This window comes from Serratia sp. S4, assembly GCF_000347995.1.
Classification (GTDB): domain Bacteria; phylum Pseudomonadota; class Gammaproteobacteria; order Enterobacterales; family Enterobacteriaceae; genus Serratia; species Serratia quinivorans.
The window spans coordinates 352,440-376,549 of the sequence record NZ_KB661120.1; the positions used below are offsets into that span (position 1 = coordinate 352,440).

General features: G+C 55.3%; 23 protein-coding genes and 3 tRNA genes. 15 read left to right on the forward strand and 11 right to left on the reverse strand.

The genetic code is table 11. The features are described from left to right. Nucleotides 1–65: 65 nt before the first annotated feature. Nucleotides 66–1,367 (reverse strand): anaerobic C4-dicarboxylate transporter, encoded by a 1,302-nt coding sequence (locus tag SERS4_RS0102235; RefSeq protein ID WP_012004869.1) that lies wholly within the window; start codon nt 1,365–1,367, stop codon nt 66–68. Nucleotides 1,368–1,492: 125 nt separating this feature from the next. Further along, nucleotides 1,493–2,929 carry an aspartate ammonia-lyase gene (gene aspA / locus SERS4_RS0102240; RefSeq protein ID WP_017891347.1) on the reverse strand — a complete coding sequence of 479 codons (1,437 nt, stop codon included), beginning with the start codon at nt 2,927–2,929 and terminating at the stop codon, nt 1,493–1,495. 345 nt (nt 2,930–3,274) lie between these two features. Here aspA and SERS4_RS0102245 point away from each other — a divergent pair, with 345 nt between their 5' ends. The 4 genes from SERS4_RS0102245 to SERS4_RS0102260 all read left to right on the forward strand — a co-directional run bounded on the left by SERS4_RS0102245 (nt 3,275) and on the right by SERS4_RS0102260 (nt 6,523). Further along, a complete protein-coding gene (locus tag SERS4_RS0102245) occupies nt 3,275–3,766 on the forward strand; it encodes an FxsA family protein (RefSeq protein ID WP_017891348.1) in 492 nt (163 codons plus the stop codon). A 185-nt stretch (nt 3,767–3,951) separates the two neighbouring features. Continuing rightward, the gene (locus SERS4_RS0102250) at nt 3,952–4,245 is read left to right on the forward strand and encodes a co-chaperone GroES (protein WP_012004872.1); all 294 of its coding nucleotides are present in this window, start codon (nt 3,952–3,954) and stop codon (nt 4,243–4,245) included. A 44-nt stretch (nt 4,246–4,289) separates the two neighbouring features. After that, nucleotides 4,290–5,936 carry a chaperonin GroEL gene (gene groL / locus SERS4_RS0102255; protein ID WP_012004873.1) on the forward strand — a complete coding sequence of 549 codons (1,647 nt, stop codon included), beginning with the start codon at nt 4,290–4,292 and terminating at the stop codon, nt 5,934–5,936. A 242-nt stretch (nt 5,937–6,178) separates the two neighbouring features. Then, on the forward strand, nt 6,179–6,523 hold the full coding sequence (locus tag SERS4_RS0102260) for a DUF4156 domain-containing protein (RefSeq protein WP_012004874.1): 345 nt from the start codon (nt 6,179–6,181) through the stop codon (nt 6,521–6,523). Nucleotides 6,524–6,602: 79 nt separating this feature from the next. On the opposite strand, the gene epmB is transcribed toward SERS4_RS0102260, so the two are convergent. Then, the gene (epmB, locus tag SERS4_RS0102265) at nt 6,603–7,631 is read right to left on the reverse strand and encodes an EF-P beta-lysylation protein EpmB (protein ID WP_026142161.1); all 1,029 of its coding nucleotides are present in this window, start codon (nt 7,629–7,631) and stop codon (nt 6,603–6,605) included. A 42-nt stretch (nt 7,632–7,673) separates the two neighbouring features. On the opposite strand from epmB, the gene efp reads away from it, so the two are divergent. From efp to sugE, 4 genes are all read left to right on the forward strand, one after another. Beyond that, on the forward strand, nt 7,674–8,240 hold the full coding sequence (gene efp / locus SERS4_RS0102270; RefSeq protein WP_004952647.1) for an elongation factor P: 567 nt from the start codon (nt 7,674–7,676) through the stop codon (nt 8,238–8,240). Between the two features lie 70 nt (nt 8,241–8,310). After that, nucleotides 8,311–8,439, forward strand: a complete 129-nt coding sequence (locus tag SERS4_RS26070) for an entericidin A/B family lipoprotein (RefSeq protein ID WP_012004876.1) — start codon at nt 8,311–8,313, stop codon at nt 8,437–8,439. 122 nt (nt 8,440–8,561) lie between these two features. Then, nucleotides 8,562–8,693 (forward strand): entericidin A/B family lipoprotein, encoded by a 132-nt coding sequence (locus SERS4_RS0102275; protein WP_012004877.1) that lies wholly within the window; start codon nt 8,562–8,564, stop codon nt 8,691–8,693. A gap of 217 nt (nt 8,694–8,910) precedes the next feature. Beyond that, entirely contained in the window at nt 8,911–9,228 is a 318-nt protein-coding gene (sugE, locus tag SERS4_RS0102280; RefSeq protein ID WP_017891350.1) for a quaternary ammonium compound efflux SMR transporter SugE, read from the forward strand. 43 nt (nt 9,229–9,271) lie between these two features. Here sugE and frdD read toward each other — a convergent pair whose 3' ends face one another. From frdD to frdA, 4 genes are read right to left on the reverse strand one after another with little or no spacing between them, the layout of a single operon-like run. Continuing rightward, nucleotides 9,272–9,631: a fumarate reductase subunit FrdD gene (gene frdD, locus SERS4_RS0102285; RefSeq protein ID WP_012004879.1), complete on the reverse strand. Its 360-nt coding sequence runs from the start codon at nt 9,629–9,631 to the stop codon at nt 9,272–9,274. Nucleotides 9,632–9,643: 12 nt separating this feature from the next. Next, nucleotides 9,644–10,036, reverse strand: coding sequence for a fumarate reductase subunit FrdC (frdC, locus tag SERS4_RS0102290; protein WP_017891351.1), 393 nt, complete (start codon nt 10,034–10,036; stop codon nt 9,644–9,646). A 15-nt stretch (nt 10,037–10,051) separates the two neighbouring features. Further along, nucleotides 10,052–10,786, reverse strand: coding sequence for a succinate dehydrogenase/fumarate reductase iron-sulfur subunit (locus SERS4_RS0102295; protein WP_012004881.1), 735 nt, complete (start codon nt 10,784–10,786; stop codon nt 10,052–10,054). Beyond that, entirely contained in the window at nt 10,779–12,575 is a 1,797-nt protein-coding gene (gene frdA / locus SERS4_RS0102300; protein WP_017891352.1) for a fumarate reductase (quinol) flavoprotein subunit, read from the reverse strand. Before frdA ends, SERS4_RS0102295 begins: the two co-directional genes overlap by 8 nt. 385 nt (nt 12,576–12,960) lie before the next feature. Between frdA and epmA the strand changes: the two genes are divergently transcribed. Then, nucleotides 12,961–13,938, forward strand: a complete 978-nt coding sequence (gene epmA / locus SERS4_RS0102305) for an elongation factor P--(R)-beta-lysine ligase (protein ID WP_012004883.1) — start codon at nt 12,961–12,963, stop codon at nt 13,936–13,938. Between the two features lie 69 nt (nt 13,939–14,007). On the opposite strand, the gene mscM is transcribed toward epmA, so the two are convergent. The 3 genes from mscM to rsgA all read right to left on the reverse strand — a co-directional run bounded on the left by mscM (nt 14,008) and on the right by rsgA (nt 19,390). After that, nucleotides 14,008–17,355, reverse strand: coding sequence for a miniconductance mechanosensitive channel MscM (gene mscM / locus SERS4_RS0102310; RefSeq protein WP_012004884.1), 3,348 nt, complete (start codon nt 17,353–17,355; stop codon nt 14,008–14,010). A gap of 13 nt (nt 17,356–17,368) precedes the next feature. Next, nucleotides 17,369–18,265, reverse strand: a complete 897-nt coding sequence (gene asd, locus SERS4_RS0102315) for an archaetidylserine decarboxylase (RefSeq protein ID WP_017891353.1) — start codon at nt 18,263–18,265, stop codon at nt 17,369–17,371. 75 nt (nt 18,266–18,340) lie between these two features. Further along, a complete protein-coding gene (rsgA, locus tag SERS4_RS0102320) occupies nt 18,341–19,390 on the reverse strand; it encodes a small ribosomal subunit biogenesis GTPase RsgA (RefSeq protein ID WP_017891354.1) in 1,050 nt (349 codons plus the stop codon). 183 nt (nt 19,391–19,573) lie between these two features. On the opposite strand from rsgA, the gene orn reads away from it, so the two are divergent. From orn to SERS4_RS0102340, 4 genes are all read left to right on the forward strand, one after another. Next, on the forward strand, nt 19,574–20,119 hold the full coding sequence (gene orn, locus SERS4_RS0102325; protein WP_012004887.1) for an oligoribonuclease: 546 nt from the start codon (nt 19,574–19,576) through the stop codon (nt 20,117–20,119). 204 nt (nt 20,120–20,323) lie between these two features. Continuing rightward, a tRNA-Gly gene (locus SERS4_RS0102330) sits at nt 20,324–20,399 on the forward strand. A 64-nt stretch (nt 20,400–20,463) separates the two neighbouring features. Further along, nucleotides 20,464–20,539, forward strand: a tRNA-Gly gene (locus SERS4_RS0102335). Nucleotides 20,540–20,594: 55 nt separating this feature from the next. Beyond that, nucleotides 20,595–20,670, forward strand: a tRNA-Gly gene (locus SERS4_RS0102340). 298 nt (nt 20,671–20,968) lie between these two features. Here the strand turns inward: SERS4_RS0102340 and queG are convergent. Next, the gene (gene queG / locus SERS4_RS0102345; protein WP_017891355.1) at nt 20,969–22,108 is read right to left on the reverse strand and encodes a tRNA epoxyqueuosine(34) reductase QueG; all 1,140 of its coding nucleotides are present in this window, start codon (nt 22,106–22,108) and stop codon (nt 20,969–20,971) included. Between queG and nnr the strand changes: the two genes are divergently transcribed. Together nnr and tsaE are read left to right on the forward strand one after the other, a co-directional pair. Beyond that, nucleotides 22,107–23,618 carry a bifunctional ADP-dependent NAD(P)H-hydrate dehydratase/NAD(P)H-hydrate epimerase gene (nnr, locus tag SERS4_RS0102350; RefSeq protein WP_017891356.1) on the forward strand — a complete coding sequence of 504 codons (1,512 nt, stop codon included), beginning with the start codon at nt 22,107–22,109 and terminating at the stop codon, nt 23,616–23,618. The two genes, queG and nnr, sit on opposite strands and share 2 nt — an antisense overlap. Nucleotides 23,619–23,632: 14 nt before the next feature. Next, nucleotides 23,633–24,103: a tRNA (adenosine(37)-N6)-threonylcarbamoyltransferase complex ATPase subunit type 1 TsaE gene (gene tsaE, locus SERS4_RS0102355; RefSeq protein ID WP_012004890.1), complete on the forward strand. Its 471-nt coding sequence runs from the start codon at nt 23,633–23,635 to the stop codon at nt 24,101–24,103. The last annotated feature ends 7 nt before the right edge of the window (nt 24,104–24,110 follow it).

Genomic DNA, 24,110 nt, shown 5'->3' on the forward strand with positions numbered 1-24,110 from the left:
AGAAGGCGAGTTTATCGCCAGTGGGGCGGGTTGGGGAAACCGGGGCCGTAGCCCCGGTGAAAGCATTACAGCATGACGCTGCCCAGCAGGAAGCCGAACAGCACCGCCAATATCACCCCGATGGTGCCGGGAATAAAGAACGGGTGGTTAAACACAAAGCGGCCGATACGTGTGGTGCCGGTGTCATCCATCTGTACCGCGGCGACCAGCGTAGGGTAGGTCGGCAGGATAAACAGCCCGGAGACGGCGGCAAAGGACGCGACGGCGGTCAATGGCGAGACGTTCAGCGCCAGTGCCATTGGCATCAGCGCCTTGGCGGTGGCGGCCTGAGAGTACAGCAGCGCCGAGCAGAAGAAGAAAATCACCGCCAACAACCACGGGTGTGATTGGATCACGCTGCCTGCGGTATCTTTGATCCAGTCGATGTTGGCCTGCACAAAGGTGTCACCCAGCCAGGCCACGCCCAGAATACAGATACAGGCGCTCATGCCGGCCTTAAAGGTGCTGGAGTTGAGTACCATATCGGTATCGACTTTACACAGTAAGGTCGTCAGGGTGGCGACGCTCAGCATGATGATCAAAATCGCGTTGGTGGTGTTCATCAAGGGTTTGGCCACCAGGCCCAGACCCGGACTGTTGATAATGGCGTAGGCCACCACGCACAGCACGCCCAGCAGGAACAGCAGCACAGACACTTTGGCGCGCGGTTTGATTTCCATCACTTTGTTGCCGCGCAGGGTGACCAGGCCTTCTTCAAGGCGTTTCAGGTAAACCGGATCGTCAGACAGTTTGGAGTCAAACAGCCAGCTTACCAGCAGCGACATCAGTACCACGGCGCAGAAGGTCGAAGGCATCACCACCATCAGCAGGTGCAGGTAGCTGACGCCGTGACCTTCCATTACTGAGGACATGTAGACTACCGCTGCGGAAATTGGCGAGGCAGTAATGGCAATCTGGGCGGATACCACGGCGGTAGACAGCGGGCGGCAAGGTTTGATGCCCTGTTCTTTCGCCACTTCTGCAATCACGGGCAGAGCGGAAAGCGAAATGTTGCCGGTACCGGCGAAGATGGTCAGAAAATAGGTGACGATCGGTGCCAGAATGGTGATGTGCTTAGGGTTCTTGCGCAGCAGTTTTTCCGTTTGCTGAACCAGATAATCCATGCCACCGGCGACCTGCATTGCCGAGATCGCGGCAATGACGGCCATGATGATGGATATCACGTCGAACGGAATGCTGCCCGGCTTCACGCCAATCAGCGCCAGGACTAAAACCCCCAGCCCTCCTGCAAATCCAATTCCGATACCGCCCAGCCTGGCCCCTAAAAAAATGGCCAGCAGAACGATAACCAATTCTACGGCTAACATAGTGTCTACTCCTTAAAATAAGATTATTTGAAAATAAAAAGTTAAAATTTTGTGGGCGATGGAAAGTAAAAAGGCACGCTATCCAGAGGATTTAGCGTGCCTTTTTGGGCTACCGGGTGTGTCTGTTATTGTTCATTTTCATCCGTATAGCGTTTGGCTTTATAGGCTGGGTGCATCAGGTTCTCCACGGAGAAGATGTCATCCAGCTCGGCTTCGGTCAACAGACCGCGTTCCAGTACCACTTCGCGTACGCTCTTGCCGGTTTCAGCACAGATCTTCCCGACGATGTCACCATTGTGGTGGCCAATGAACGGGTTCAGATAGGTGACGATACCGATGGAATTGAACACGTAGTGCTCACACACTTCTTTGTTCGCGGTGATGCCGTTAATGCATTTTTCCAGCAGGTTATAGCAGGCGTTGGTCAGGATATGGATTGACTCAAACATGGCCTGGCCAATCACCGGTTCCATTACGTTCAACTGCAGCTGGCCTGCTTCGGCCGCCATGGTAACGCAAGTGTCGTTGCCAATCACCTTGAAACATACCTGATTGACCACTTCCGGGATCACCGGGTTGACCTTGGCAGGCATGATGGAGGAGCCGGCCTGCAGTTCCGGCAGGTTGATCTCGTTCAGACCGGCGCGTGGGCCTGAAGACAGCAGGCGCAGGTCGTTACAGATTTTGGACAGTTTGACCGCCAAACGTTTCAGCGCGCTGTGCACCATAACGTAGGCGCCGCAGTCGGAGGTGGCTTCGATCAAATCTTCGGCTGGCACGACCGGCAGGTTGCTGACTTCAGCCAGTTTCTGTACCGCCAACTGCGAGTAGCCTTCCGGCGTGTTCAGCGCGGTACCGATAGCGGTGGCGCCCAGGTTCACCTCCAGCAGCAGCTCGGCGGTGCGATGCAGGTTGCGGGTTTCTTCTTTCAGCAACACGCTGAACGCATGGAATTCCTGGCCCAGTGTCATAGGCACCGCGTCCTGCAACTGGGTACGACCCATTTTCAGGATGGTTTCGAACTCTTTGGCCTTGTGGTCAAAGCCTTCGCGCAGTTGGTTGATGGCGTCGATCAGCTTTTGGTTGGAAGCGTAAACCGCAATGCGGAAGCCTGTCGGGTAGGCGTCGTTGGTGGACTGGCATTTATTGAGGTGATCGTTAGGGTTCAGGTATTGGTATTCGCCTTTCTGATGGCCCATCAGTTCCAGACCGATATTCGCCAGCACTTCGTTGGTGTTCATGTTCAGCGAAGTGCCTGCACCGCCCTGGAACACGTCTACCGGGAACTGATCCATGCATTTGCCTTTATCCAGCACTTCATCACAGGCCTGGATGATGACATCGGCGATTTTGCGTGGGATGGTTTTTAGTTCTTTGTTCGCCAGCGCAGCGGCTTTTTTTACCATCACCATGCCACGGACAAACTCGGGCACGTCACTGATTTTGCTATTACTGATATAAAAATTTTCAATCGCACGCAGAGTGTGAACACCGTAATAGGCTTCTGCGGGGACTTCACGTGTTCCTAACAGGTCTTCTTCGATACGAATGTTATTTGACATGAGAACCTTCTTTATATTGCTGCCGAATTAATTAATTGTCAGGTAACCAAATTATGTTGCCGAAGGCTTCAGGCGTGAAACGATTAACCACCGTGCCCGTTGCTGCCCAGATCATATGCTGGTTAGTAATAAATGACTGAATCCAGATCACCTTCTGAGCCTTCTAAAATCACGTGTTTCCCATTCTGTGATCTCATTCACGTTTACTAACTTTAGCAATAAAAAAGAGCCTTTGGTTGAAATGGCCGTCGGCTGACCCCATTGTATTTAGGTCGGCCGTTTACCGGCCCCTTTTTCGCGTTGTCGCCACTGTGCGGCAACGTAGATCTGCCAGAGGAGAACCAGGTGCGCTGGTTACCGTTACTGCTGATATTTTTATTGGCTTACATAGAAATATCGCTATTTATCAAAGTCGCTGCCGTCATGGGCGTAGCGATCACCCTGTTGTTGGTGGTGTTTACCTCCTGCGTCGGCATTTCGCTGGTGCGTAATCAGGGCATGAAAACTTTCATGCAGATGCAACAGAAGCTGGCCGCGGGTGAAAGCCCGGCGGCGGAAATGGTGAAGAGCGTTTCACTGGTACTGGCGGGCTTTCTGCTGCTGGTGCCGGGATTCTTTACCGACTTCCTTGGCCTGTTGCTGCTGCTGCCGCCGGTGCAGAAGTCGTTGACGCTGAAGCTGATGCCGCACCTTTCCGTCTACCGTCCTGGCGGTTGGGGAACGGGTGGCGATGCTGCCAACGGCAACACCTTTGACGGTGAGTTTCAACGTAAGAGTGACGATCGTTATACCCTGGGAAGCCAGCCTGAAGATCGTGACAAACCTAACGACAGATAAAGAAACGCGGCCCAGGCCGCGTTTCTTGTATCCGTAGCTCAGTTTTGCCATCAAAAGCGAAAATTTTTTTGGCTGCCCCCTTGAAGGGGGATGGAATGCCCCCATTTCAAATCCCACGAGGCCGGTAATCATAATCCGGTGACAACCCTAAATCTGATAGAGACCTTCTTACAGGAGAGCGTTCAATGAGTATTCGTCCATTGCATGACCGCGTTATCGTCAAGCGCAAAGAAGTTGAATCAAAATCTGCTGGCGGCATCGTTCTGACTGGCTCTGCAGCGGGTAAATCTACTCGTGGTGAAGTAGTAGCAGTGGGTAAAGGCCGTGTGCTGGAAAACGGCAACGTCCAGCCACTGGATGTGAAAGTTGGCGATATCGTTATTTTCAACGACGGTTACGGCGTGAAAGCAGAGAAGATCGACAATGAAGAAGTGTTGATCATGTCCGAAAGCGACATTCTGGCAATTGTTGAAGCGTAAGAACGCTTTATCTTCTGAACTGAACGAGTTGAAGGGAAATACCAATGGCAGCTAAAGACGTAAAATTCGGCAATGACGCTCGCGTGAAAATGCTCCGCGGTGTGAATGTTCTCGCTGATGCAGTAAAAGTGACCCTGGGCCCGAAAGGCCGTAACGTAGTGCTGGATAAATCCTTCGGTGCTCCTACCATCACTAAAGATGGCGTATCTGTTGCTCGTGAGATCGAACTGGAAGACAAGTTCGAAAACATGGGTGCGCAGATGGTGAAAGAAGTTGCCTCTAAAGCGAACGACGCTGCGGGCGACGGTACCACCACTGCAACCGTACTGGCTCAATCCATCATCACCGAAGGCCTCAAAGCAGTGGCTGCCGGCATGAACCCGATGGATCTGAAGCGCGGTATCGACAAAGCGGTTATCGCCGCTGTTGAAGAACTGAAAAAACTGTCCGTACCTTGCTCCGACTCCAAAGCCATTGCTCAGGTTGGTACCATCTCTGCAAACTCCGACGAAACCGTGGGTAAACTGATTGCAGAAGCGATGGAAAAAGTGGGCAAAGAAGGCGTTATCACCGTTGAAGAAGGCACCGGCCTGCAAGACGAGCTGGACGTTGTTGAAGGGATGCAGTTCGACCGCGGTTACCTGTCTCCGTACTTCATCAACAAGCCAGAAACCGGTTCTATCGAGCTGGAAAGCCCGTTCATCCTGCTGGCTGACAAAAAAATCTCCAACATCCGTGAAATGCTGCCAGTACTGGAAGCCGTGGCGAAAGCCGGCAAACCACTGCTGATCATTGCTGAAGATGTTGAAGGCGAAGCGCTGGCTACCCTGGTGGTTAACACCATGCGCGGCATCGTGAAAGTGGCTGCGGTTAAAGCACCTGGTTTCGGCGACCGTCGTAAAGCCATGCTGCAGGACATCGCGACCCTGACTGGCGGTACCGTTATCTCTGAAGAGATCGGTCTGGAGCTGGAAAAAACTACCCTGGAAGATCTGGGTACGGCCAAACGCATCGTTATCAACAAAGACACCACTATCATCATCGATGGTAATGGTGAAGAACCTGCGATTCAGGGCCGTGTGTCCCAGATCCGTCAGCAGATCGAAGAAGCAACTTCTGATTACGACCGTGAAAAACTGCAAGAGCGCGTAGCGAAACTGGCTGGCGGCGTTGCGGTAATCAAAGTCGGTGCTGCTACCGAAGTTGAAATGAAAGAGAAGAAAGCTCGCGTTGAAGATGCTCTGCACGCAACCCGTGCTGCAGTAGAAGAAGGCGTGGTTGCTGGTGGTGGTGTTGCACTGATTCGTGCAGCGTCCAAACTGAGCGAACTGCGTGGCGTGAACGAAGATCAGAACGTGGGTATCAAAGTTGCGCTGCGCGCAATGGAATCACCACTGCGTCAGATCGTTCTGAACTGCGGCGAAGAGCCATCTGTTGTTGCCAACACCGTGAAAGCGGGCGAAGGTAACTACGGTTACAACGCAGCAACTGAAGAATACGGCGACATGATCGCGATGGGTATCCTGGATCCAACCAAAGTAACCCGTTCTGCTCTGCAGTACGCGGCTTCTGTGGCTGGCCTGATGATCACCACCGAGTGCATGGTAACCGACCTGCCAAAAGGCGACGCACCTGATTTAGGTGGCGCTGGCGGCATGGGTGGCATGGGCGGCATGGGCGGCATGATGTAATCATCCCCCACGCTTGCGTGTGCAGAAGCCCCGGCCAATTGGTCGGGGCTTTTTATTTGCGTGCTTTGTCGCACGGCATTTGATGATATTTTTGCAGACCGGGCTGATTTAGCTGGTAAACTGATAGTTCATCAGCCGTCGCTCAAGACGTTGGCCAGCTACCAGTGGCAACGGATGCTTAAGAGATGGCAACGCTTTCTGATAAGCTTTTGCGGAATTCTCAATATCATATGGGGAACAAGATGCGGATTAAAGCCTTACTGGGTCTTTCGGCAGCCGTGCTGCTGGCAGGCTGCAGCAGCACCAATGAACTGTCCGCCGCAGGCCAGCAGGTTAAATTTACCGACACCAAACCGGCAGCAGAATGCCAGCTGGTGGGCGAAGTGACGGGTACCCAGAGCAACTGGTTGTCCGGTAACGGTGGTGAAGGCAGCTCCATGCGCGGTGCGGCAAACGATCTGCGTAACAAGGCAGCGGCGATGGGCGGCAATGTGATTTACGGCGCAACCAGCCCAAGTCAGAACCTGCTTTCAAGCTTTGCTCCGCTGGACAGCAAAATGGCCGGCCAGGTTTATAAGTGCCCGTAACGGCCTAATGAACAACGCGTAACATAAAAAAGAGGCATGCTCCGGCATGCCTCTTTTTGTATCTGCAATATACCGCTAATCAGTCTTGCATCAGGTGCAGATCGAGAGGGGTTTTGCTTGGCTTACCGCCGACCTCACGGGTCAAGCGTGGCACCATATAGCCGGAGATCTTGCCCAGCAGCGCCTGCATGATAGTGCGTGCTTCATCATCACTGACCATAAAGTGTGCAGCCCCCTGCACCTTATCCAATACGTGGATGTAATAAGGCAGAATACCTGCGTCAAACAACGCGTTGCTCAGTGCCGCCAGCGTATCGGCATCGTCATTGATACCGCGCAGCAGCACGCTTTGATTCAGCAAGGTGACGCCAGCCAGACGCAGTTGCGCCATGCTGGCCTGCAGTTCGCGGTCAATCTCATTGGCATGGTTGATGTGCGTGACCATCAGCACCTGCAGGCGCGATGCCGACAGCCGCCGGCACAGCTCCGGTGTAATTCGCGCGGGGATAACCACCGGCAAGCGGGTGTGAATACGCAGACGTTTTAGATGCTCAATGGCTTCCAGTTCACCGATTAGCCAGTCCAGCTCATGGTCTTTTGCCATCAGCGGATCGCCACCCGAGAAAATAATCTCATCGAGTTCCGGGTGTTGCCGGATATAATCCAGCGCCTGACGCCAGTTGGCCTTATTGCCCTGGTTGTCCTGATACGGAAAATGGCGGCGGAAGCAGTAGCGGCAGTTGACCGCACAGCCGCCCTTAACCAGCAGCAAAGCACGATTACGGTATTTATGCAGCAGCCCCGGCACTACGCTACGCTGTTCATCAAGCGGGTCAGTGGTGAAGCCAGGCGCATTGATGAATTCTTCGCTGGCAGTCAGAACCTGGCGCAGCAGCGGGTCATTGGCATCGCCAGGCTGCATGCGGGCTACGAAAGCGCGGGGGACGCGCAGCGCAAACAACCGGCGGGCTTCACGGCCCTGTGGCAATTCCGGATGCGTATTCAGTGACAAAAGCTGCAGTAATTCATCGGGATCGGTAATAACATCGGCGAGTTGATGCAACCAATCTTCTCTATATGCCGTATTTTGGGTTATAATGTGTGCCATTTTTTTGGCTAAGCTACCAGTTTAAATATTCAGAGGGCCATCATGGCGACTTATTCTAGCAACGATTTCCGTCCGGGTCTTAAAATCATGTTCGAGGGCGAGCCTTACGCTATCGAATCCAGTGAGTTCGTTAAGCCGGGCAAGGGCCAGGCGTTTGCGCGCGTTAAAATGCGTCGCCTGCTGACCGGCAGCCGTGTAGAGAAAACCTTTAAATCTACCGACTCTTGCGAAGGTGCAGACGTTGTAGATACCAACATGAACTACCTGTACAACGACGGTGAGTTCTACCACTTCATGCACCCTGAGACTTTCGAGCAGCACGGTGTTGAAGAGAAAACCGTATCTGACGCGGCAAAATGGCTGCAAGATAACGCAGAATGTATCGTTACCCTGTGGGACGGTCGTCCTATCGCTGTTCAGCCACCGAACTTCATCGAAGCTGAAATCACTGATACCGATCCAGGCCTGAAAGGCGATACTGCCGGTACCGGCGGCAAGCCTGCGACCCTGAGCACCGGCGCCGTGGTTAAAGTGCCATTGTTCGTACAGATTGGCGAAGTTGTCCGTGTTGACACCCGCTCTGGCGAATACGTATCACGCGTAAAATAAGTTTCAATACAAAGGAGCCTCGTTGGGCTCCTTTGTTTTATCCCCGCAAATTGTTGGCAGAATCTGCATAATGAAGAAAACTCTGTTGGCCGTTATTTCCCTGTTGCTACTGATGTCCCTTAGCGGATGTAATACTTTCCGTGGATTCGGTGAAGACGTTCAGCACCTTGGCGGCGCTATCTCGCGTACGGCCAGTTAATAAGTATCAAATGCACTAATGTATTAGTGCGAAATAAGACCATTCTAAACAGCAACTCTCGCTGATATTTACTAAGCTTAGAAGGCCGTACTTTTTCATCACTGACAAATAAGGGCTTTCATATGCTGAAGAAAAGTATTATCGCGATTTTCTCTTTGATGTTCTTGGCCTCATTGACCGCATGCAATACCACTCAAGGCGTGGGCGAAGATATTCAGGCTGGTGGTAAGGCCATCCAGCGTAGCGCGGAATAACCCACCTTGCTGATTTCTGCGGTATTCCGCGAACGGCCGCAAAAGGGCATCGTCGTGGGATACCGCTTTCTCCGCTGAACCTTTCCCGACAGATACCTTTGTGCTGTTATCCTCCCTGGCTGCAGGTATAATCTCCGGGCATATCACAACGCTAAACGGGACGACCTGTTTACGCATCTGTATCCGGGGACGACCCCATGGTAATGGAGCCTGTTTCATGGCTTGGATTATTCTGCTTATTGCCGGTTTGCTTGAAGTAGTGTGGGCTATCGGTTTGAAATACACCCACGGTTTTACCCGTTTGACCCCCAGCCTTATCACAATTGCCGCCATGGTGGTCAGTATGCTGTTGCTGGCACATGCGATGAAAACGCTGCCGGCCGGTACGGCCTACGCGGTATGGACCGGTATTGGTGCGGTAGGTGCCGCGATTATGGGGATGGTACTACTGGGCGAATCAACCAATATCGCACGCATTCTCAGCCTGTGCCTGATCGTGGTCGGCATACTTGGGCTGAAGTTCAGCAGCCATTAAGAGATGTAAAAGGCGGCCAACGGAAGTGGCCGCCAGAAGAGGCTTACAGAGTCACTACGCCGATCACGGTCACTACGCTGAGGATGGCAGCCAGGCCGTAGAAGACCCATTTGCCGGCCGGCACATGGATTTTCAAATCGTGCATCGCATGGTGGATACGGTGCAGACCGCACCACAGCGGCAGGATAATCATCAGCAACAGGAACAGGCGGCCGATCAGGCTCTGGCAGAATGCCAGTATGCGGTCATAGCCCAGCGCATCGCCTGGGAATAACCCCAATGGCAGCAGAATGCCGACCAGCAGCACTATGGCGGGGGCGATGATGGCTCCCCACATGCCGCCGGCGCCGAATAATCCCCAGAAAACCGGTTCGTCTGAGCGTTTAGGTGCTTGATTTATCATGTTTCCTCCGGATTACACCAAGGCCACGGCCAGAATGACCACGCTGGCAACTATCGTCACCGCCCATAGCGTTTTCACTATTGGCCCCGGGCCCATTTTCTCGCTGTTAACCACAATGTTGGCGGCTTTCGGCGCCAAATCGAACCAGGTCTTGGTATGCAGCAGTGCGGCCAGTAGTGCGACGAAGTTAATCAGCAGCACCAGCGGGTTTTGCAGAAAACCGACGAAACCGGCCCAACTGTCCACTCCGCCTTTTAGCGCAAAGACGCCGTAGATCAGCACAATACTGAACCAGACCGCCGGCACCGAGGTGCCTTCACGCAGCATATAGAAACGGTAGAAGCCGAGCTTTTGCCACCAGGTCGGCGTCATGGTGCGCACATAGGGCTTACGTTGTGTTGTCATTGCTGTTTATCTCCCTTATTGCGGCTTCAGCATGGCGATCATGAAGTCTTTGGCACTTTCCACCTTGCCCTGCTGGATGGCAGCGGCCGGGTCGACGTGCTTCGGACATACTTCAGAGCAGTAACCGACAAAGGTACAGCTCCAGACGCCATTGTCACCGTTGAGCTGCGCCATACGCTGTTTCTGGCCGTGGTCGCGGTTATCCAGATTGTAGCGGTGCGCCAGGGTGATCGCCGCCGGGCCGATAAACTCAGGGTTCAGGCCGAACTGCGGGCAAGCGGCATAACACAGACCGCAGTTGATGCAGCCGGAGAACTGGTGATACTTGGCCATCTGCGCCGGAGTCTGCACGTTAGGGCCATCTTCCGGTTTGCGGTTATTGCCGATGATGTAAGGCTTAATCGCCTCCAGACTTTCGATAAAGTGGGTCATGTCGACCACCAGGTCGCGCTCAATCGGGAAATTGCCCAGCGCTTCAACCTTCATGCCACCGGTGTACTCGCGCAGGAAAGTTTTACAGGCCAGTTTTGGTACCCGGTTGACCATCATGCCGCACGAGCCGCAGATCGCCATACGGCATGACCAGCGGTACGAAAGGTCGGGGGCCAGGTTATCCTTGATGTAGCCCAGGGCGTCGAGCAACGAGGTTTGCTCATCATAAGGCACCGCGAAGGTCTCGAAATGCGGCTCAGAGTCGCGTTCCGGGTTATAGCGCATGACCTCGATTTTCAGGGTGTTCATCTCAGCCATTTGCCTGCTCCTTATCCTTTTTATCCTGCGCTTCGGCTTCAGCGCCGTAAACACGTTTGGCCGGTGGCAGTTTGGTGATCTTCACGTCGCTGTATTCCAGGCGTGGTGCGCCGTTCGGGTTATGGAACGCCAGCGTATGCTTGAGGAAATTCACGTCGTCACGTTCGGTACAGCCTTCGTCCAGACGCTGGTGGGCGCCGCGGGATTCTTTACGGTTGAAGGCGGAATGCGCCATGCATTCGGCCACGTCCAGCCCGTAACCCAGCTCGATGGTGTACAGCAGATCGGTATTGAACACGCTGGAGCTGTCGGTAATTTTGACGCGCTTGAAGCGTTCTTTCAGCTCGGCCAGTTTATCGACGGTTTTCTGCATCAGTTCCGGCGTGCGGTAAATACCGCAGCCTTCTTCCATCGACATGCCCATCTCGTCGCGGATTTTGGCCCAGTTCTCGTTGCCTTCCTGTTTCATCAGGTTGCTCAAGCGGTTTTCGACGTCGCGCCCTTGTGCATCCAGAGCACTACCGTTCGCCGGGCCGGTTTCCAACGCGCGGCGAGCGGCTTGTTCACCGGCTACCCGGCCGAACACCACCAGTTCCGCCAGCGAATTGGAACCCAGACGGTTGGCGCCGTGCAGGCCGACGGAGGAACATTCACCGACGGCAAACAGCCCTTTGATACGGGTTTCGCAGTTTTGATCGGTTTCAATGCCGCCCATGGTGTAGTGCGCGGTCGGACGTACCGGGATCGGCTCTTTCACCGGGTCGACGCCGACATAGGCCTTGGCCAGTTCACAGATGAACGGCAGACGTTCCAGCAGTTTCTTTTCACCCAGGTGGCGCAGGTCGAGATAAACCACGTCTCCGCGCGGGGTAGCAACGGTACGGCCGGCACGCCATTCATGCCAGAAAGCCTGCGAAACCTTGTCGCGCGGGCCCAGTTCCATGTATTTGTTCTTTGGCTCACCCAGCGGGGTTTCCGGCCCCATGCCGTAGTCCTGCAGGTAGCGGTAGCCGTCTTTGTTTACCAGAATGCCGCCTTCACCACGGCAGCCCTCGGTCATCAGGATACCGGAGCCCGGCAGGCCGGTAGGGTGATATTGGACGAACTCCATATCACGCAGCGGTATGCCATGGTGGAATGCCATGCCCATGCCATCACCGGTGACGATACCGCCGTTGGTGTTGTAGCGGTACACGCGGCCGGCACCGCCGGTAGCCATGACTACTGCATTGGCACGGATCTGCACGCGGGTGCCTTCCATCATGTTCATCGCCACCAGGCCGCGGGCCTGGCCGTCATCCACCAGAATATCCAGCACGAAGTGCTCGTCGAAACGCTGGATTTGCGGGTATTTGAGCGAGGTCTGGAACAGGGTGTGCAGCATGTGGAAGCCGGTCTTGTCGGCGGCGAACCAGGTGCGTTCAATCTTCATGCCGCCGAAGCGACGTACGTTGACTGAACCGTCCTCTTTACGACTCCATGGACAACCCCATTGCTCAAGCTGGGTCATTTCGCGCGGGCAGTTGTGGACGAAATGGTCGACCACGTCCTGTTCACACAGCCAATCGCCACCGGCAACGGTGTCGTTGAAGTGGTAGTCGAAGCTATCGTGATCCTGAGTGACGGCGGCGGAGCCTCCTTCAGCGGCCACCGTATGGCTGCGCATCGGGTAGACTTTTGAGATTAGCGCGATTTTCAGTTGGGGGTTGGCTTCCGCTGCGGCTATTGCTGCACGTAAACCAGCACCCCCGGCCCCAATAATGGCAAGATCGGCGTTAAAGGTTTGCACTGCATTCCTCCAATATTCTTGTTAAGAACGGCAAATTAAATATCTATGCTTAATATTTATAAAAAACTTCGGGTGCTAACTAACTGAGTTTATTGTCGTTGCATTAATACTAAGGATAGATATCTCCCACCAATAATGTGGAATTAACTATACCTAAAGTTAAGTAGAAGAAATTTGATGTGATCGATTGTTTTGCCTTTTAACCGCCGACCGGGAGGATAATTTACCGCAGGCAGGATTTAACGTTTATTCACCTTTTATTAACCTTATTACTAACTATTTATCAGGTAATGTCGCGGTTAAAAGTCCAGGGCCTGTTAAGAATTTGTTTGCATGCCGGGATACGAGTAGACTGCATCCCCTGTTTGATTTCGGAGTAATTACCATGAGCGAAACGGCAAGCTGGCAGCCAAGTGCACCCATCGCCAATTTGTTGAAGCGCGCAGCGATCCTGACTGAGATCCGGCGTTTCTTCGCCGATCGTGGCGTATTGGAAGTTGAGACGCCAACCATGAGCCAGGCGACGGTCACCGATATCCACCTGTTCCCGTTCCAGACGCGTTTCGTCGGGCCCGGCGCGGCGGATGGCCTGACGCTGTACATGATGACCAGCCCGGAATACCACATGAAGCGCTTGCTGGCGGCGGGCAGCGGCCCGATTTATCAGATGGGGCGCAGCTTCCGTAATGAAGAAGCCGGCCGTCACCACAACCCGGAATTCACCATGCTGGAGTGGTACCGCCCGCATTACGACATGTACCGTCTGATGAATGAGGTGGACGATCTGCTGCAGCAGGTGCTGGATTGCGACAGCGCGGAAACCCTGTCCTATCAGCAGGCTTTCCTGCGCCATCTGGATATCGATCCGCTGTCAGCGGAGAAGGCACAACTGCGTGAAGCGGCGGCCAAGCTGGATCTGAGTAACATTGCCGATACGGAAGAAGATCGCGATACGCTGCTGCAGTTGCTATTCACCGTCGGCGTGGAGCCGCACATTGGCCGTGACAAACCGGCGTTCGTTTATCACTTCCCGGCCAGCCAGGCGTCGCTGGCGGAGATCAGTACCGAGGATCACCGGGTGGCGGAGCGTTTCGAGGTTTACTTCAAAGGCATTGAGCTGGCGAATGGCTTCCGTGAACTGACGGACAGCCGCGAACAAGGGCAGCGTTTTGCCCAGGACAACCGCAAGCGTGCGGAACGTGGTTTGCCGCAGCACCCGATTGATAACAACCTGCTGGATGCTTTGCAGCACGGCATGCCTGAATGCTCTGGCGTGGCGCTGGGGGTTGACCGTTTGGTGATGCTGGCGCTGGGTGCCGAGAGCCTGAGTGAAGTGTTGGCGTTCCCGGTCGATCGCGCATAACTCTCGACGCGGCACTATCACTATAAGAAAAGGGTTCGGCCATGGCCGAACCCTTTTTGCATTCTGCGCTTACAGACTGCCCGATTCGCGTTTGGTGTTCGGCGGCGGGGTGGACGGCGGTGTGCGGCCATTGCTGGTCAAGCGTGAGAGCGTCTCGCTGCGTACCTGGAACGGTGGGTACGGCAGCGTAATGCCGTGTTCGCGATAACCGTCCAAAATCAACTGATGGATCTCGTGGCGTAGCGGCATGCGGTGGCCCATCTCGGCGGCATAGATACGCAACTCAAAGATCTGGATGCCCTGCTGCAGATCGACCAAATACACCTCTGGCGCGGGGGTATCGAGCACCAGTGAACAGCGTTCGGCAGCGTTGGTCAGGATCTTGGTCACCTCTTCGCTGTTGGCATCCCCTGGCGCCGGCACGGTCAATACCACACGGGTCAGGTTATCCGACAGCGACCAGTTAATGAACTGTTCGGTGATAAAGGCCTTATTCGGCACGATGATCTCTTTGCGATCCCAGTCCGAAATGGTGGTGGCACGGGTGTTGATCTTGGTGACGCTGCCGGTCAGATTACGGATCGTCACGGTATCGCCAATGCGGATCGGCTTTTCGAACAAAATGATCAGGCCGGAGATAAAGTTGGAGAAGATCTCCTGCATACCAAAGCCCAACCCCACGCTGAGCGCGGTCACTACCCATTGCAGTTTCGACCACTCAATACCGATCCAGGAAAAACTCAGTACTGCGCCGAACAGCAGCAGCAGGTACTTGGTAATGGTGGTAATGGCATAGCCGGTACCCGGCGTCAGATCCAGATGCTGCAGCACCGCCAGCTCCAGCAGCGCCGGTAGATTACGCACCAACTGCATGGTGACGATCAGCACCAGAATGGCGATCAGCACCGCGCCCAGGGTGATGGGGTGTGGGGTATCCACGCCGTTAACCGTGGAGCTGACGTTCCACAGGGTGATGTTTTCAAGGAAAGCGAAGGCGGAATGGATCTCCGACCACAGCACGATCACCGACACCAGCGCGATCATGGTCAGGATCGAACGCACCAATCGCAGCGACTGGGCGCTGATGGTGTCCAGATCGATCTCCGAATCATCCATGTCCATCGAGCCTTCGGTACTGTTAGGCGTATGCGGCGTTTCCTCTTCGCCTCTGGCGCGCTGTGCCAGGATATCGGCGCGGCGTTGCTTGGCGCGGTCAAAGGCGATACGGCGGCGCTGGATCAGCATCCAGCGACGGATAATATGGTAAATCACCAGCAGGAAGAACCAGATGGCTACCGAGGTTTCCAGACGCGCCAGCAGCGCCTGCGCCGTGGTCAGGTAACCGACGGCCGAGGCCAGCGCAGCCAGCACCGGAGCCGACAGCAGCAGCCCCCACAGCGCGGTGTTGACCATATTTTCCCCGGAGCCTTTCTTGTCCAGATACAGCGGGATGCCGGCACGTTTCAGGCTGTTGGTTACCAGGGCCAATGCCAGACACAGCAAGATAAAGCACAGCCGGCCGAGAGTGCTGGCAAATTCGCGCTCTTTCAGGCTGTCGAAGGTAATCAGCGCCATGATCAGCGGCACGATCAGCCAGATCGACATCTTGTAGTAACGCATGGCGCGTGAAACCTGCTTCACCGGCCAGCGGAAGTGCACGATAAACAGCCCCTGGGGGTGGGCAAAGGCGGCGCAGATCATACAGACCCACAAGATCGGCAGCGTGGCGGTGACGCCCTTGCCGATGGCTTCGGCTACCGGATAGTTCCAGGCACTCTGCAGGCCAAAACCGAGCGCCGCCCACAGCACCGGCAGTGGCAGCGCCACCAGAATCGACCAGAACACGGTGCGAACCGTCAGGAAAAACTCATCCTGGGTAACTTTGCCGACCCGGCTGCTGGCCCGGGTCAGGAAGGCGTGGTAGTGCTTGCGGGAACTGATGCTGAAAATCACCAGCAGCAGGGCGCCGAAGATGGGGATTAACGTTTCCTTGCTGGTCACCATCATCATAAAGGCGCCGCCGAGTTGTGACAGCGTATCCAGTGACAGTAACACAGTGAGATCGTGCGCCACGTTAATCGGGTAGGACAGGTTGATCGGATTAATGTCCGGCACCCAGAACAGATAACGGTGGGTGGCGTCCCGGATTTCGTTCAGGGCCTCAATCAGCTGGGTGTTGGCCACTTTCAGCTTGGTCAGCTCGAGGATTTGGGTATCGCAGCCGGAAAGCAGTGAATTGAGCAGTTCGCGCTGGGTACGCAGCTGGGCGTCGACGATACGCCGTTCCGCGCTGGTCAGTTCGCTACCGTCGTCGCGTTTAAACTCCCGCTGTGAGAGCTTCTCCAGTTGGCTTTCAAACTGCAGCCGCTGTACGCGCAACTGAGCCATATCGCCGTCCAACTGCTGTGGCTTGGGCATTTCCGGCAGCGTCGCCACCTGGGCGCGCAGGGTTTCTCCCAGTGCGGACGAGGAGCCAAGCCATTGGGCCTGTTCGATGATGGTGCTTAATGCCTGGCGCACCTGCAGCGTTTGCGCGGCAGCCTGACGTTGTTGGGATGAGATCAGATCCATGCGCTGGGCCTGATTGTTCAACGCGGCGGAAAGCTCACGGTTGATCTGTAGCTGCCGGCTGATGCTTTTTGGCAGGTCACCGTTCTGCTCGGCCAACTGTTCGGTTTTTTCCAGTGCCAGTTCGGCTTCACGTTGCCGCTGGGCATTGAGGTTATTGCGCAGCGCCTGCAGTTGGATGTCGATCTTCTCGTGGCGCTTTTTGTAGACCTCAGCGCGCATTCGCGCCAGTTCCTGACGATTATTGGCCGACAGTTGTGCCAGCTCGAGTTCATCGACTTTGGCCTTGCGCGCAGCGGCTTCGGTTTGTAATAGCGCCAGCGCGGCCTGAGCATGTGGCGTGGTCGGGTTAGCGGGTTGAGCCTGCAGACGGCGCTGCACTTCCGTCAGCGCCCGGCGAGCGTCGGTCTGCTGCTGTGGCAATTGGCCGAGAGAGTCGCTGATTTCCCGCGTTCGCTCCTGCTCCTGTTGCAGCAGACGGGCCTGTTCCAACAGCAGGCTGCTGGTCTGCAGGATCTGCTGCTCCAGATCGCTGGCCGGCAGGTTGTCGCCATTCGGCAGGATCTTGCTTTCTTCAATGACCAACTGACGACGCAGTTCCTGCGTCATCTTCGGGAAATCGTCAATCACCCGCTGATACTGCTCAACACGCGTCAGCGACTCTTTGCGTTCCGATAACCAGTTGAGGGCGCTTTGCAGCGCCTCAGTGGTTTCCGCCTGATTAGGCGCGTTTTTGTTGCCTTCCGCCTGCTTCAGCTCTTGCTTGAGCTGTGTTTCGGTAGGCACCGCGGCGGCCAGCACCGGTTGAGACAGTAAACAACCGAGCAATAGCGTGATAATCAGGCGCACAGTAACAATTCCCTTAGATCTGCGTTGTTTCAGCGGCGACAGATGCAGCCGGGATTTCTGCGAAGGCTTCGCCCATACGGGTCACGGTGCCGTTGTTCAATTGCGGGGCAAACTGCACGCTGCCTGGGGTAAACAGGTTGATGACCGTCGAGCCGAGCTTGAAGCGGCCCATTTCTGCCCCTTTCTCCAATGCGATAGCGCCTTCAGTGCCTTCTGCCGGATAGGTCCAGCGCTTGATGACGCCTTCGCGCGGCGGTGTAACGGTACCGGCCCAGACGGTTTCGATGCTGCCGACGATGGTGGCACCCACCAGGATCTGCACCATAGGCCCGATAGCGGTATCGAATACGCAGATCACACGCTCATTGCGGGCAAACAGGTTTGGCACGTTGGCCGCGGTCAGCGGGTTAACAGAAAACAGGTCGCCCGGAACATAGATCATTTCGCGCAGTACGCCATCGCATGGCATATGCACACGGTGATAGTCACGAGGTGCCAGGTAAGTGGTGGCGAACAGGCCGTTGCGGAACGGCTCAGCCAGCATGTAGTTGCCGGCCAGCAGCGCCTCGAGGCTGTAGTAATGACCTTTAGCCTGGAAAATCTGGTCGTCGTTGATCGGGCCGAGTTGGCTTATCGCACCATCTGCAGGCAGCGCCAGCCAGTGGGTGCCATCGACGATCGGACGTGCGCCGTCACGCAGGGGGCGAACAAAGAAATCGTTGAAGGTCGCATAAGAGGTCAGGTCAGGATTTTGTGCTTCCTGCATATCCACGCGGTAATAGCGGGCGAAGCCCTTCACCACTAGCTGGGTCAGCCAACCGGCTTGTTTATCTGCGCCCCAGCCGGCCAGGCGCGTCAGCGCCAGCTTGGGTAACCAATACTGCAATTTAATTTTGATGCTATCCAGCACATTAACCTCGTGAATCGGGGTAAAGGGCGCGCATTGTAACCGTGGCTCCGCCACAGTCAACGCCGCCCGGTATTATCAGCCTGCGGCGTCGGTGAAGTTCTTGCGAACCTTCACTGAGGCCATGCTTTCCAGAATGCGATGGTAGTTTTCGAAACGCTCTTTCGCGATATCGCCTTTCTCCATCGCCCCGCGGATGGCGCAGCCAGGGTCGGTATCGTGGCGGCAGTCGCGGAATTTGCAACCGCCCAAATAGTCACGGAATTCGACATAGGCTTGAGTCACTTGTTCCGGCTCCAGATGCCACAGACCAAACTCACGCACACCCGGTGAATCGATCACATCGCCGCCGTGCTGGAAATGGTACAGCCGCGCAGCGGTGGTGGTATGTTGCCCGAGGCCAGAGACATCGGAAACCTGATTTACCAGAATTTGCTTATCGCTCGGTGGCAGCAGGGCGTTCAGCAGGCTGGATTTACCCACCCCGGACTGGCCGGCAAAGATACTGATACGATCGACCAGCGCTTGTTCAAACGCCTCCATGCCTTCACGCGTCTGGCTGGAGACTTCCAGCACCCGATAGCCGATATGGCGGTAGATATCCATCATCCCGTCGACGGTCTTGCGTGCTTCGGCATCCAGTAAATCGATTTTGTTCAGTACGATCAGCGGCTCGACTTCCAGCGTTTCACAGGCCACCAGATAGCGGTCGATCATATTCAGTGACAGCTCTGGCAGGATCGCGGAGACGATGACGATCTGATCGATATTGGCGGCGATGGGCTTCACGCCGTCGTAGATGTCGGGGCGATTCAGTACGGAAGTGCGTTCATGCACGGCCTCTACGATGCCTTTCACCCCGGCATGGGTGCCGACGCCAGGGCGCCATACCACACGATCGCCGGTCACCAGCGAACGTAACGTACGGCGGATATTACAGCGGTGCTGAGAGCCATCCGCCGCTTCAACGTCGGCGTGCATGCCGAAACGACTGATAACGATGCCGTCCTGCGGCTCACCCAGTTGGGAATCATCCAGTTCCGGTTTGTTGTCAGTGCGCTTCAGGCGACGTTGATGGTTCGCCTGCACGCGGCGTTCTTGACCTTTGGACAGTTTGTTCTTGCTCACTGCGCCTCACTTGAATCCGCTTTATCGCTCATGGCGACCAAAAAGACTATGATACACGCTATTTTATATTAAATAACCGTTGTTAGCCGCCACGTGCAGCCTACTACCGTCGGCAAACAGCCAGCGTCGCTCGCCGCCTTGCCTATAGTTTGTTTATCTTTTGGCTTTTACGCAGGAAATATCATGACAGGAAACGAAAATAACCTGATTTGGATCGATCTGGAGATGACCGGGTTGGATCCAGAACGCGATCGCATTATCGAGATTGCTACCCTGGTCACCGACGCCAATCTGAATATCCTCGCGGAAGGGCCAGTGATCGCCGTGCATCAATCCGACGAACAGCTTGGTTTGATGGATGACTGGAACGTGCGGACTCATACCGGCAGCGGGCTGGTGGAAAGGGTGAAGGCCAGTCAGTACGACGACCATGCCGCCGAGTTGGCCACCATCGCCTTTTTGCAACAGTGGGTACCGGCGGGCAAATCACCAATCTGCGGCAACAGTGTGGGCCAGGACCGCCGCTTCCTGTTCCGTTATATGCCGGAACTGGAAGCCTACTTCCATTACCGCTATCTGGATGTCAGCACTTTGAAGGAGCTGGCGCGCCGTTGGAAACCGGAAATCCTCAGCGGTTTTAAAAAGCAGGGTACTCATCAGGCTATGGATGATATCCGTGAGTCGGTGGGCGAATTGGCCTACTACCGTGAGCATTTCATCCAGCTATAATGGATGTCAGGCCCCTGAACAGGGGCCTTATTACTGCAAGCGGCCAATTCCGTCGCTTAATTAACCAGTTTGGCGCTTTAATCGGCAAACAAACAAAAAACGCGTTTTTTTGCTTTCAGGGGCTTGCGGCAGAAAGGATTTCTCGTATAATGCGCACCCCGTACCGATGAAGAATTTCGTTTAGTTCCGACATCGTTACGCCGGGCGGGAATAGCTCAGTTGGTAGAGCACGACCTTGCCAAGGTCGGGGTCGCGAGTTCGAGTCTCGTTTCCCGCTCCAAATTCAACAATGCTGCTTAGGTGGCGTGATGAATAAAAAAAGTATCAAGTAGTACCCATGCGACGCGGGAATAGCTCAGTTGGTAGAGCACGACCTTGCCAAGGTCGGGGTCGCGAGTTCGAGTCTCGTTTCCCGCTCCAAAAAATTCAAAGGCCATGTTGTTGTTTGATGGCCGGATGCCCAAAGCATCTCAATGCGGGAATAGCTCAGTTGGTAGAGCACGACCTTGCCAAGGTCGGGGTCGCGAGTTCGAGTCTCGTTTCCCGCTCCAATTTTATCTTCGATTTAACTCAGTCCAACGCCTTTACCGGCGCGGCTTCTTGTCTTGTTGTACATACCCTGTCGAAATGTTGTGAACAGACTTATCCACAGGTAGCGTACATAATACCCTCAGCTCAAAAAATCAACGCCACACAAATGAAATATTTATTAGTTTGATTTATAACGATATTTATTTATCGGAAAACGTTATGCCGATCACTTGCTCTTTTTGTTGCAGTTGAAAGACAAAGCATTTTTATTTTTATGCACAAATCCACAGAGTGACAATTGGGCCTGAACGCAAGGTTTTAGGCATCCCTCGGTAATCCTTTTTCCACAGCCCGTATCAATCGTTTTTTCTGCATTGTCTGCACTTCTATACCTTGCTCCTCACGCCGCCCCAATTGCTGCTTCAGTGCCCAGTGGATATGTTCATCCAGCATAGCGTCCTGTTCCAGCCGGGAGCGCAGCGCGATCACTATGGCATCCTGATAGGGGGCATTACCCAGCGCCACGGCAATATTACGCAACCAGCGCAAATGGCCGATGCGTCGGATGGCAGAACCTTCGGTGATGCGCAGGAATTTCTCTTCCGTCCAGGCGAACAGTTCAATCAGCTGCGGCGCATGCAGTGCGGCACGCGGGCTGAAATCATTTTCGTCAGTGAGCTGTGAAAAGCGGTTCCAGGGGCAGATAAGCTGGCAATCATCACAGCCGTAGATACGGTTGCCTAACAATGGCCGAAATTCTTCAGGAATGGCGCCTTCCAGCTCGATGGTGAGATAGGAGATGCAGCGCCGGGCATCCACGGTATAGGGCGCGACGATGGCTCCGGTCGGGCAAGTGGTGATACAGGCGACGCAGCGGCCGCATTGTTCCTGCTGCGGTTCATCCACCGGCAAGGGCAGATCGATCAGCAGTTCGCCGAGAAAGAACCAGGAGCCGGCTTCGCGGTTGAGAATAAGTGAGTGTTTACCAACCCAGCCAATCCCGGCCTTGGAGGCCAATGCGCGTTCCATCACCGGCGCGGAGTCGACAAAAGGGCGGAAATTCAGTTCGCCGCAGTAGGCCTGGATCTGATCGCCAAGCTTTTTCAGCCGTTGGCGTAGCAGTTTGTGATAATCACGCCCCAACGCATAGCGGCTGACATAGCCCAATTCGGGGTTCTGCAGCGTGCTGGCAAAGGCCGCTTTGGCCGGCAGGTAGTTCATGCGCACGCTGATCACCCGCAGGGTGCCGGGCAGTAGCTCATGGGGCCGGGCGCGCAGCATACCGTGGCGCGCCATCCACTCCATTTCGCCGTGGTATTGTTTGTCCAGCCAGGCCTGCAGTTTAGGCTCTTCCGCGCTAAGATCAGTGTCGCAGATGCCTACCTGCTGGAATCCTAGCGATTGGCCCCATTGCTTGATATGTTGGGCGAGTTGATTGAGATCGAGGGGGTGAGTCATGACGGGCCACAGTGAAAAACAATACTCCGCTAGTTTATCACACTCTGTCTGGTCTGCAGACTGGATCCGGCGGGCTGAAGCCAGCGCCGCTGCCTCGCTGGGGATTTCACTCTACCAACTGATGCAACGTGCCGGTGAGGCTGCTTACATCCTGGCACGCGACCAGTACCCGGCCGCTCACCACTGGCTGGTGCTGTGTGGCCATGGCAACAACGGCGGCGACGGTTACGTGGTCGCCAGACTGGCAGCGGCGGCCGGTGTTAAGGTCAGTTTGATCGCCTGCGAAGGCACACGCCCACTGCCACCCGAGGCCGCAGAAGCGCGACGGGCCTGGTTGGCCGCAGGTGGTGAAATTCATCCGGCTGACAGTCGTTGGCCGGAAGATAGTGATCTGATCATCGACGGCTTGCTTGGTACCGGGCTGAGTCGTGCGCCGCGTGCGCCATACGATGCGCTGATTGAAGCCGCGAACCGCAGCTGCGCACCGGTGATCGCACTTGATATTCCCTCGGGCTTGCTGGCTGAAAGCGGTGCTGTGCCTGGGGTGGTGATCCGCGCTTCGCACACTATGACGTTTATTGCCCTCAAACCGGGCTTATTAACCGGTCAGGCCCGTGATTGGGTCGGGCAACTTCACCAGAGTACGCTAGGATTATCGGGTTGGCTGGCGAAGCAACCGACACAGATTCAGCGGCTTACTGCCGAGTCCCTGCCTCTGTGGCTGAAACCGCGTCGTCCGTGCTCGCATAAAGGTGAACAAGGGCGTTTGTTGGTGGTTGGCGGCGATCATGGTTTTGGCGGTGCGATACGCATGGCGGCAGAGGCGGCACTGCGCAGCGGTGCCGGATTGGTGCGAGTGCTTACTCACATAGAACATGTCGGGCCATTATTGACCGCCAGGCCTGAGCTGATGGTACAGCCTTTAGGTGACGAAACATTGCAGCAGGCGCTCGACTGGGCTGATGTTCTGGTGGTGGGGCCGGGACTGGGCCAGGGCGAATGGGGTAGGAATGCGCTGAAAGTATTGCAAGCCAGTGATAAACCGGCGTTATGGGACGCGGATGCGTTGAACTTGCTGGCATTAAATCCCGAGAAGCGTCAGAATCGTGTGATTACCCCGCATCCTGGGGAGGCGGCACGCCTGCTGGGGTGCCGTACCGCCGAGATTGAGAGTGATCGCTTACTTGCAGTGCGTAAACTGGTGGCGCAATACGGTGGCATAGCCGTGCTGAAAGGTGCGGGCACGTTGATTGCCGACCAGCACGGCCAGATGGCGATCGCCGACGTCGGCAATGCCGGCATGGCCTCCGGCGGAATGGGCGATGTTTTGTCGGGTATCATCGGCGGTTTGCTGGGGCAAAAGCTCTCGCTGTATGATGCAGCCTGTGCCGGATGTGTGGCGCATGGCGCAGCCGCCGATCGCGTGGCGGCAAGACAAGGAATCAGGGGGATGCTGGCAAGTGACTTACTGCCGGAAATTCCTTATTACGTTAATCCTGAGTTGGCATAAATAGAAACTATCGAATGAAAGAACTCGTTTTACCTCTGCCGGATGAGGCAGCGACTGTCGCACTGGGTGCCGTCTTGGCTAAGGCGTGCGATCGTGCCAGCGTAATTTACCTTTACGGTGACCTGGGCGCCGGTAAAACCACCTTCAGCCGTGGTTTCCTGCAGGCATTGGGTCATCAGGGCAATGTTAAAAGCCCCACTTACACGCTGGTAGAGCCTTATGCGCTGCAGCCGCTGGCGGTATACCATTTTGATTTGTACCGCCTGGCCGATCCGGAAGAACTCGAATTTATGGGCATTCGCGATTATTTTGCGCAGGATGCTATTTGCCTGGTGGAATGGCCACAGCAGGGCACGGGCGTATTGCCGGAGCCGGATCTGGAGCTGCATCTCAGCTATCAGGATCAGGGGCGAGAAGCAAAAATTCAGGCGGTTTCCGCCTACGGCAGCCAGCTTTTAGACCGTATTCATGGGCCACAGGAATGACGCCGCA